Origin of the sequence: Treponema sp. (assembly GCF_017430385.1) — a bacterium.
GTDB lineage: Bacteria > Spirochaetota > Spirochaetia > Treponematales > Treponemataceae > Treponema_D.
In genome coordinates this window covers 1-10,171 of the sequence record NZ_JAFRNB010000075.1, presented here as the reverse complement: position 1 = coordinate 10,171, position 10,171 = coordinate 1, and the positions used below count along the sequence as shown (strand labels likewise).

General features: G+C 43.9%; 9 protein-coding genes. 8 read left to right on the top strand and 1 reads right to left on the bottom strand.

Annotation, left to right across the window (positions count from 1 at the left end):
• From IJJ71_RS05085 to IJJ71_RS05050, 8 genes are all read left to right on the top strand, one after another.
• A partial coding sequence (locus IJJ71_RS05085; protein ID WP_296845705.1) for a hypothetical protein occupies window positions 1-276 on the top strand: 276 nt, incomplete at its 5' end.
• 109 nt (window positions 277-385) lie between these two features.
• A complete protein-coding gene (locus tag IJJ71_RS05080; RefSeq protein ID WP_296845704.1) occupies window positions 386-1,219 on the top strand; it encodes a cysteine ABC transporter substrate-binding protein in 834 nt (277 codons plus the stop codon).
• A gap of 13 nt (window positions 1,220-1,232) precedes the next feature.
• The gene (locus tag IJJ71_RS05075; RefSeq protein WP_296845702.1) at window positions 1,233-1,886 is read left to right on the top strand and encodes an amino acid ABC transporter permease; all 654 of its coding nucleotides are present in this window, start codon (window positions 1,233-1,235) and stop codon (window positions 1,884-1,886) included.
• Window positions 1,887-2,042: 156 nt separating this feature from the next.
• Window positions 2,043-2,744: an amino acid ABC transporter permease gene (locus IJJ71_RS05070; RefSeq protein WP_296845700.1), complete on the top strand. Its 702-nt coding sequence runs from the start codon at window positions 2,043-2,045 to the stop codon at window positions 2,742-2,744.
• Window positions 2,745-2,772: 28 nt separating this feature from the next.
• Window positions 2,773-3,537 (top strand): amino acid ABC transporter ATP-binding protein, encoded by a 765-nt coding sequence (locus IJJ71_RS05065; RefSeq protein WP_296845698.1) that lies wholly within the window; start codon window positions 2,773-2,775, stop codon window positions 3,535-3,537.
• Between the two features lie 357 nt (window positions 3,538-3,894).
• On the top strand, window positions 3,895-7,914 hold the full coding sequence (locus tag IJJ71_RS05060) for a phosphoribosylformylglycinamidine synthase (RefSeq protein ID WP_296845697.1): 4,020 nt from the start codon (window positions 3,895-3,897) through the stop codon (window positions 7,912-7,914).
• Between the two features lie 398 nt (window positions 7,915-8,312).
• The gene (locus IJJ71_RS05055; protein WP_296845695.1) at window positions 8,313-8,999 is read left to right on the top strand and encodes a hypothetical protein; all 687 of its coding nucleotides are present in this window, start codon (window positions 8,313-8,315) and stop codon (window positions 8,997-8,999) included.
• 42 nt (window positions 9,000-9,041) lie between these two features.
• Window positions 9,042-9,725: a PIN domain-containing protein gene (locus tag IJJ71_RS05050; protein ID WP_296845694.1), complete on the top strand. Its 684-nt coding sequence runs from the start codon at window positions 9,042-9,044 to the stop codon at window positions 9,723-9,725.
• Window positions 9,726-9,772: 47 nt separating this feature from the next.
• On the opposite strand, the gene IJJ71_RS05045 is transcribed toward IJJ71_RS05050, so the two are convergent.
• On the bottom strand, window positions 9,773-10,099 hold the full coding sequence (locus IJJ71_RS05045) for a helix-turn-helix domain-containing protein (protein WP_296845693.1): 327 nt from the start codon (window positions 10,097-10,099) through the stop codon (window positions 9,773-9,775).
• Window positions 10,100-10,171: the final 72 nt, after the last annotated feature.

Sequence of the window (10,171 nt, the reverse complement as noted above, 5' to 3'; positions counted from 1 at the left end):
TCTCTGTCTCGCGTGGAACCTGCCGCCTACCTCCTGCTCCCGTCAGAACAGGATACCGCTTTCACCCTTTTCATAAAAGCATATCATCTCGCTAAAAACTCACCTCGTGAGTTTTTCCGGCTACGCCGTCGCTCACTTCCGCGCTCGAAGCACAGCTTCGAACGAGACTCGCTAAAAACTCACCTCGTGAGTTTTTCCGGCTACGCCGTCGCTCACTACCGCCTTCGCAGCACAGCTGCTCGGAGATTCGCTCAAAACTCACCTCGTGAGTTTTGACCCTTCGGGTCGCTCCCTACCTATTGACCAACTAGGTAATAAGTATTAGAGTATCAGCATAAATAAACCTACAAAGTTACTAGGGAATTAAAAAAAACGGAGGCATCCTATGAAAAAAACATTCAAACTTCTTATCGCAGCTGTTTTGGCACTTTCTGCCATTTCTTCACTTTCGGCAAAGCCAAAGACTGGCCGCACTGTCAAGGAAATCAAAAAATCTAAGACAATCAAAATCGCAGTTTTCAGCGACAAAAAGCCATTTGGTTTCGTTGACGAGAACGGCGAATATCAGGGGTACGATGTTTACTTCGGAAACCGAATCGCAAAAGACCTGGGCGTAAAAGTAAAATATGTTCCAGTTGAAGCAGCTGCCCGCGTCGAAGTTCTTGCTACTGGCAAAGTTGACCTTGTTCTTGCAAACTTCACAGTAACTCCTGAGCGTGCAGAAAAAGTTGATTTCGCTCTTCCTTACATGAAGGTCGCTTTGGGAATCGTTTCTCCAAAATCTGCTTTGGTAACTGACCCGGCTCAGCTCAACGGCAAAACACTCATCATCGCAAAGGGAACAACAGCCGAAAGCTACTTCTCAAAGAACTATCCAGAAATCAAACTCTTGAAGTTCGATCAGTATTCAGAAGCTTACAACGCACTTTTGGACGGTCGCGGTGACGGCCTTTCAACAGACAACACAGAAGTTCTTGCATGGGCAATCGAAAATCCGAAATTTGCAGTTGGTGCTGGTGCTGACTCAATCGGAAGCCTGGACGCAATCGCTCCTGCCGTTCAGAAAGGCAACAAAGACTTGCTCGACTGGCTCAATAATGAAATCGTAGAACTCGGAAAAGAAAACTTCTTCCATGCTGACTATGAGGCAACTCTCCGAAGCGTTTACGGAAAAGATTCAGATGCAGACAGCCTTGTTGTAGAGGGCGGAAAACTGTAAAATCTGGGAAAAAATGGATTTTGATTTTATAAAACAAGTCATTCCGATGTATGTTGAGGCCACTTTCCTCACTCTTCGGATTGGCTTTATCGGAATAATTCTTTCATTTCTGACAGGGATTTTTTGTGCGATTGTTCGTTACTGGAAAATCCCTGTTCTTAATCTGGTCGTTCGCATTTACACGGAAATTTCCCGCAACACTCCGCTTCTGATTCAGCTTTTCTTCCTTTATTTTGCGCTTCCACGCATGGGAATTAAATTGAGCGGCGAGCAGTGCGGTATCATCGGACTGACTTTTTTGGGTGGCTCGTACATGGCAGAGACTTTCCGCAGTTCTCTTGAAACGGTTGGTCGGGTTCAGCTTGAAAGCGGAATGTGTATCGGCTTGAACCAGATTCAGCTTGTTCAGTATGTCGTTCTTCCGCAGGCGATGGCAGTTTCTGTTCCGGGCCTGGTCGCAAACATCATCTTTTTATTGAAGGAAACTTCTGTTTTCAGTGCGGTGGCTCTGGCAGATTTGATGTACGTTGCAAAAGATTTAATCGGACTTTATTACAAGACTGAGGAATCGCTTTTGCTTCTTGTCGTGGCATATTTCATAATTTTGCTTCCGATTTCGGTCGTGTCGCATTTCATCGAAAAGAAACTGAACTTCAACAGGAGCTAGGATAAAAAGCAGCCTGAAATAGCGTCTGCTTTTTATTTCGACAAGTTTCCGTTGGAAACTTGCGTTATTAATTGCCGCTCCTCATTGCATTACGGAGCAGCTTAAAAAGTCAATCGAATGTTGAAACATTCTTCTTGACTTTTTAAAGGAGAAAAAATGGATAATCCGGAGATTCTCACAGCGGTCACAACGGCTTTCAGCGTTCTTTTCAAAGGTAAAAATTTCGTCCGTCTTTTGGGCGGCCTGGGCGTTACGATTTGGATTGCGGCAGTTTCAGTTTTTCTTTCGATTTTCCTCGGATTTTTGTTCGGAATCGTAATGAATGTCAAAAATCGGGCAATCCGCTGGCTCTGTCATTTTTACCTTGAATTCATGCGCATTATGCCGCAGATGGTTTTGCTTTTTCTCGCATATTTTGGAATCACTCACGCATTCGGCATTTCAATCTCTGGTGAGGCGGCTTCAGTTTTGGTTTTCACTCTTTGGGGAACGGCTGAGATGGGCGATTTGGTTCGCGGTGCTTTGCAGTCGATTCCAAAGCATCAGTATGAAAGCGGTCGGGCAATCGGCCTCACCGAAAAGCAAATTTTCTTCTATATAATAATTCCGCAGACGGTAAAAAGGCTCGTTCCGCTCAGCATGAATTTGATTACGCGAATGATTAAGACGACTTCGCTTGTAGTTTTCGTGGGCGTAATTGAAGTTGTGAAAATCGGGCAGCAGATTATTGAATCGAACCGGCTCACGATTCCAACGGCGAGCATTGCGGTTTACGGCGTGATTTTCTTCATGTATTTTATCGTGTGCTGGCCACTTTCACTTGCCGCAGACAGAATCGAAAAAAGAAATAAGAATTAGGAATTAAGGACTAAAAAGGAACTGAATTATGGCACTTTTGAAAATCAAAAATCTTGAAAAATCATACAAAGAAGCAGGCGGAATCTTAAAAGGTGTTTCTCTCGATGTCGAAAAAGGTGAGGTCGTTGTGATTTTGGGTCCAAGCGGATGCGGGAAGTCAACATTGCTCCGATGCATCAACGGTCTTGAATCAATTCAGGGGGGCGAAATCTTGCTTGACGGTGAATTAATCTCCAACCGAAAAAATGACATGCACTTAATCCGTCAGAAAGTCGGAATGGTTTTCCAGAGCTATGATTTGTTCCCGAACATGACAGTCCTTAAAAATATCCTGCTTGGCCCGGTTAAAGCTCAAAAGCGCGACAAAGCAGAAGTTACGGCACAGGCAGAAAAACTTCTGGCACGAGTCGGTCTTTTGGAGAAAAAAGATGCCTACCCTCGCCAGCTTAGTGGCGGCCAAAAACAGCGTGTCGCAATCGTCCGCGCTCTCTGCATGAATCCGGAAGTGCTTTTGTTCGATGAAGTGACCGCCGCCCTCGACCCGGAAATGGTTCGCGAAGTTCTGGATGTAATGATGGATCTGGCAAAAGAAGGGCGAACGATGCTGATTGTAACTCACCAGCTGGAATTCGCGCGCGCCGTAGCCGACAGAATCGTTTTCATCGACGAAGGCGTGATTGTCGAGCAGTCCACCCCGGAAGAATTCTTCACAAATCCAAAGACTGAGCGTGCAAAGAAGTTCCTCGATGCATTCAAATTTGAAAAGCGCGTGACTTATGCGGAAGGGATTTAGGGGAATCTCAAAATTCCAGTTTTGTCATTAAGTTATTACTATGCGTTAAGGATTGTAGGGGCGGCGAAGCCGTTCACCGACATCCATGTCGTAACGAGAACTTCGTTCTCGCGGCAGTTATTGACTTTTTAAGGACGCGACATTCGTGTCGCAAGCGGATAATGCAGACATGGTTGGCGGGGAATGAAGCGAATAGCGGAACCCCGGAAAGCCTGACCGCCGTAAGGCGGTAATGCCCTTTGTTGTCGGCGTTATTCAGAACGCCCAGCGTTGTCGGCGTTATTCAGAACACCCCACTTTCCATTTTCAGTTTGGTTTTATCTTCCAATAAACCGTAAAAAACAGTAAAATATCCCCATGTTTCGTATTTATGTAGAGCGTAAGCCGGGCTTCCAGAGCGAAGCGGCCAGCATTTTGGGTGAAATCAATGGATTTTTGGGCATCTCTTCTGTAAAGGGAGTGCGTTATTTCAACCGCTATGACATCGAGAACACTTCTGAAGATGTCTCACGCATGGCGGCTTTGCGAATCTTCTCGGAGCCTCAGAGTGATTCTGTCGTCTACACTGAGCTTTCAACAGACCCAGCCGACACTGTGATTATCTGGGAATACCTTCCGGGCCAGTACGACCAGCGTGCGGATTCTGCCGAGCAGTGTCTTTCGCTCCTTCGCGAGTCTATGAAGAACACGGCCACTGTCGGAACTGAGCCACCGCGCGTCCGATGTGCCAAAATGGTCATCCTTTCCGGCAATGTTTCTGCCGATGAAGTCACAAAAATTCAAAAGTATCTCATTAACCCTGTCGATTCCCGCCTTGCAAAAGCTGAAATTCCTGAAACCCTTGAAATGAAAACTGAAGTACCTGCCGATATTCCGACTGTCGAAGGTTTCAATTCTCTTGGCAAAAAAGAGCTTGACGCTTACCGCGAGAAGATGGGCCTTGCTATGGACCTGGCCGACATTCAGTTCTTGCAGAATTATTTCAAGTCTATCAAGCGCGACCCGACCGAAACGGAAATCCGCGTTCTTGACACTTACTGGTCTGACCACTGCCGTCACACCACTTTCAACACTGTCCTCAAAGACATCAAAATCGAAAAAGGTCCTTACGCCAAACTTTTCAAAGAATCCCTCAAAAATTACGAGGCCATGCACACTGACATCTATGCGAAACGAAAGGACAAGCCTCTCACTCTCATGGACATGGCTACAATCGGTGGAAAATATCTGCGCAAGCACGGTATGCTTGATGACATGGAAGTAAGCGAGGAGAACAACGCCTGCTCTATTTTCATCGATGTTCACTACACTACTGACGAAAAGGGAAATCCTCTTCCAGAAGGCAAAGAAGAAGTCGAGCAGTGGCTTCTTCAGTTCAAAAACGAAACACACAACCACCCTACAGAAATCGAGCCTTTCGGTGGTGCTGCAACTTGTATTGGTGGCGCAATCCGTGACCCTCTTTCTGGACGAAGCTGGGTTTATCAGTCAATGCGCGTAACTGGTGCGGCCGATCCAACAGTTCCTTTGAGCGAGACTTTGCACGGAAAACTCCCTCAGATGAAAATCTGCCGCGAGGCTGCCCAGGGATTTTCTTCTTACGGAAACCAGATTGGCTTGACTACCGGCCAGGTCACAGAAGTTTATCATCCTGGCTTTGTTGCAAAACGAATGGAATTGGGTGCTGTAATCGCAGCTTCTCCATACAAAACCGTTATGCGTGAGACACCTGAGACCGGCGACATCATCATTCTTCTTGGCGGAGGAACAGGTCGTGACGGTATCGGTGGTGCTACAGGCTCATCAAAAGTTCACACAGAAAAATCAGTTACTACAGCGGCTGCCGAAGTTCAGAAGGGAAATGCCGTTGAAGAGCGCAAGATTCAGCGTCTTTTCCGAAATCCTGAAGTGAGCCACATGATTCGCCGTTCAAATGACTTTGGTGCAGGCGGTGTTTCTGTTGCTGTGGGCGAGCTTGCCCCAGGCTTGGACATCAATCTTGACGCCGTTCCAAAGAAATACGAAGGCCTTAACGGAACAGAGCTTGCAATTTCTGAATCACAGGAACGAATGGCTGTAGTTGTCCGCAAAGGCGATGTAGATAAATTCATCAAATATTGTAATGACGAGAACTTGAATGCTGTCGTTGTTGCGACCGTAACCGACAAAAACAAGCTCACAATGAAATGGCGGGGAAAAACAATCGTTGACATTGACCGCTCATTCTTGGATTCAGCGGGTGCGACACATACGGCAAAAGCTTCTATTGAATCTCCGACGGAGCAACACTCGTCTCCACTGGTTAAGCCGCTTGATTCGGTCGCAAAAGTTTTGGGCAAATGTGCAAGCGCAACTGGCGAGGCAGGCGGCGAGCAGCCTTCAGCAGAGCAGATTAAATCCGCATTTATCGAAAATATCAGAGACTTGGCATGTTGTTCTCAGCGTGGTTTGCAGGAACGATTCGACGGTTCAATCGGAGCCGCCACAGTCCTCTTCCCGTTCGGCGGAAAATATCAGGGAACGCCGGAATGTGCTATGTCGGCAAAAATTCCTGTCATCTCACCACGAGAGACTTCAACTGTCAGCCTTATGTCTTACGGTTACGACCCCCGCGTGGCTCAGTGGTCTCCATGGCATGGAGCTCAGACAGCAATCCTTTCTTCTCTGGCAAAAATCACCTGTATCGGCGGCAAGGCAACAACAAGCCGCATGAGCTATCAGGAATTCTTCGGCCGCACAGTCGATGCAAAAACCTGGGGCTATCCGGCAGCTGCCCTTTTGGGTTCAGTTGACGCTCAGCGTGAAATGGGCTGTGCTTCAATCGGTGGAAAAGACTCAATGAGCGGAACTTTCGAGCATTTGAATGTTCCTCACACTCTGGTTTCATTCGCCGTTGCTCACGATGAGGCAAAAAATGTTCAGTCCGGCTCATTCAAAAAAAGCGGAAGCTACATTTATCTTGTTCAGGTTCCATATTCAAAAGAACTTGCTCCGGACTGGGAGGCTTTCAAAAAGAATTCTGACGCACTTTATGAACTCAACAAGGCCGGCAAAATCAATGCAATGTATCCGGTTGGAGCGGGCGGAATCGCTGAAGCCGTCACAAAGATGGCATTCGGAAACAAAATCGGCGTTCAGCTGACCCAAATTCCGACCTCTGCCACAATCATCGGCTTCCACAGAAACGCAAACGACACAATCGCTGACCTTTTCACACCGCAGTACGGCTCAATCATCGTTGAGACTGACGACGACAAATTTGAAAACGGCGGCTTCGTGAACACGACAGTCCTCCGAATCGGAAACACACAGAAAGACCCGATTATCTCCTTTGAGATGAAGGGCGTTGACCCGCTTCCAAAAGCAGAAATCAAGCTTTCTGACCTTTACGAAGCATGGGAATCTAAACTTTCAAAAGTATTCCCGCCGGTTTCTTCTGTCAAAAAAGAAGAAAATCTCCCGGATTGGGCAAAAGCCGAGCACGCATCATTGGGCGAAGCACGAGCCAAGAAAGATACATTCACAACACTCGATTCAAGCAAGGCAAAACCACGGGTAATCGTTCCTGTATTCCCTGGCACAAACTGCGAATACGACATGGCACGAGCCTTCAACCTCGCGGGCGCTGACTCACACATCCTCGTCTTCAAGAACCGCACTCCGAAAGATTTGGAAGAATCACTGGAAGCATTCAAGGCCGAAATTGAAAAGAGCCAGATTGTAGCCTTTGCGGGCGGCTTCTCTGCCGGTGACGAGCCGGACGGAAGCGGAAAATTCATCGCAAATGTAATCCGTGAAAAACGGGTCGCTGACGCAATCACTTCTCACCTTGAAAAGAAAAACCTGATTCTTGGTATCTGTAACGGCTTCCAGGCCTTGATTAAGACAGGCCTCGTTCCATACGGGAAAATCACTGAACCGAGCGCAGAGACACCAACCCTTACATTCAACGACATCCACCGGCACATTAGCCGCGTTGTATGGACCCGCATGGTAAGCGCCGCTTCTTCTTGGGCTTTGGACGCTTCTGTACTCGAAGAAAAACCGCATTATATTCCGGTAAGCCACGGCGAGGGAAAAATCTTCATCTCAGAAAAGCTGGCTCAGGAACTCTTCGCAAACGGACAGGTCTACAGCCAGTACTGCGACGAAAACGGCAAACCGACAATGCTCGAACCAGAAAACCCGAACGGCTCAGCATTCGCAATCGAAGGTCTCACAAGCCCGGACGGCCTCGTTCTCGGCAAGATGGGTCACTCAGAGCGAACGGTGGGCATCGGCGGCTTCAATCCCGACCTGATTAAGAACATCGCCTGCAACAAGGAAGCAAGCTCATGCCAGAACTTGTTCAGGGCGGGAGTGAGGTATTTTAACTAAACGGAAAACTGAAAACGGAAAGTGGAAAGTTGGGGAAGGGGAAAGTCTTCCCCTCGCTCCAAACGCTTCGCGTTTTACGCTACCCCTTCTCCTAGGGGCAAGCCCCTAAAACCCCATTTTAAACTCCCGGCTGGAATTCGTTTTGGCTGGGAGTTTTTTTGTAATATTTAAAAATTATCATTGTCTACCAAGAGCTTTGGTTGACAATTCTGCATTAAATCATTATTTTGTTGTTAGTGTTGTGGTAACGCTAGCAGCCAGTGTAAAGATTTTCATCATACCATATCGAACTTTTCTATCCTTAAATAATGATTACCTACGAGCACTAGGTTTATTGTTGCTAAATAATACTGGCATAAAGGCAAAAAACAATAAAAGTATGCTCAAGGAGTAACATTATGTCTAATCTTGATTTCTTCAAGAAACAAGCAAAAAATTTATTCAGAGATTGGAAAACACGGAAACCAACAATCTCAGAATTTGGAATGCAATACTATGAATATGATTCAAAATTCTTTGATGTTGGAAGTTTAATTTTATTAGCAGAAGCTTCAGATAAAGAGTCTTTTTCATTAATGAAAGCACAATATTTGATTGCAAAAATGGTTGGATTCAAAAACTGGAATGAGCTTGTTAACGCATCAGAAAAAGAATTATTACTTGCTGAAATCTTACTTCGCCATTTTTATGACGAAAGCGATATTTGGGATTGGGAAAATGCCCTAATATTTGTAGGAAAAGAAGGTGCTGATATTGATGGAAAAATCGAATTTGCAAGACTTTATTATGATGATTATGAAACAGGGGAAAAATCTGGCGTCAAAATAACAGTTCCGAATCTTTCAGAAGAACAATTGCATGAATTAGCCCTCGTAAAGGCTAGACCGAATTTTGAAGGCTTAAAACTGACTTCACCAGTTGTCTGCCCTCATTGTTTTCATGAATTTTATTTTAAAGAAGCAGATGTTGCTGTTGATTCTTCTTCAGATGAACTGTTTGTTTGTTGTAAGAATTGTGGGTATGATGCCTATTCATTTATTTACGATGGTTCCGTATTTGATGGACGCGTAGATTCAGAATTTTGATATTACAACAATTGATTGAAAATATTACAAAGGGAGAAAAATATGATAGATTTTTTTCAAACATTACATATAAAAAAATTTGTATTTGCTGATGCCGAAAATGCTAATAATCCAAAAGCATTCATTGATTTTTGCAATAAAAACAATTATCTGAACCTTGATACTCAAATAACTTGTTTTATAGGTGCAAATCAAAACCAAAATACTTGGTACACAAATGTCGTGAAATATATTCAAACCCTAAAAATGCAAAGTTCTTTTAATTTGACTCCAATCAGAATTCTAACACAAGGGGAAAATGCACTTGATATGGTGATTGCCTCTTATGCGGGACTTGTAATGGGGCAAAATAATAACGCAGAATTTATAATTGTCTCAAATGATAATGATTATGCTTCGGTTATAGACCATTTCAGTAGCCTTGGTATTAAAATCCATAGAAAAAAAATAGAATCGAATACTACAAAAAATAAAAAAAAGAATTCCTCAAGAAAGACAAATCAGGAATTTGATGAAAACAAAGTTCCTCAACTCATTCAAAACATATTAAAAATAGATAAGAAAAAGAGACCAAAAACGAACCAAACCCTTGAAAATGTTTTGAAGAATAATAATCGTGATTGCGTAAAAAATAAAAATTCCAAAGAATATGCAGATGCCGTCATAAAAGGTTTAATTTCTCAAAAAAAAGTTTCCTTTCAAGGAAATACTTTGTGTTGGAAGTAATTATGAAAACTCGACTGACAAAGCTCTTTTTTTCAGTCGAGTTTTCATTACTGATTTTTTAACAATACTTCTGAAATTTCAAATATATTTTTCTTATTTGTTGCGTTTAATTTCTTGAAAATCAAATTCATATCGTCAGAAAGATATGTATCTGTATTTTTCGTAGAACCGCCTAAAAAGTCTGTTATATCGCATTCCAAAATCTCTGCAATATTTGACATAGTTTCAAGATTGACTTTTGTAATTCCACGCTCAATTTGACTTATATAGCCGACAGTTACTTCAATTGCTTCTGCCAAGGCTTCTTGTGTTTTATTCTGAGACTTTCGTTTTGCTTGAATTCGTTTTCCTATCGAAACATAATCAACAGACATAACTCTTTTTAATAGTAATAACTAAAATTATACAGATATTTATAAATAAATATTTAGTGATAAGTGTTGATT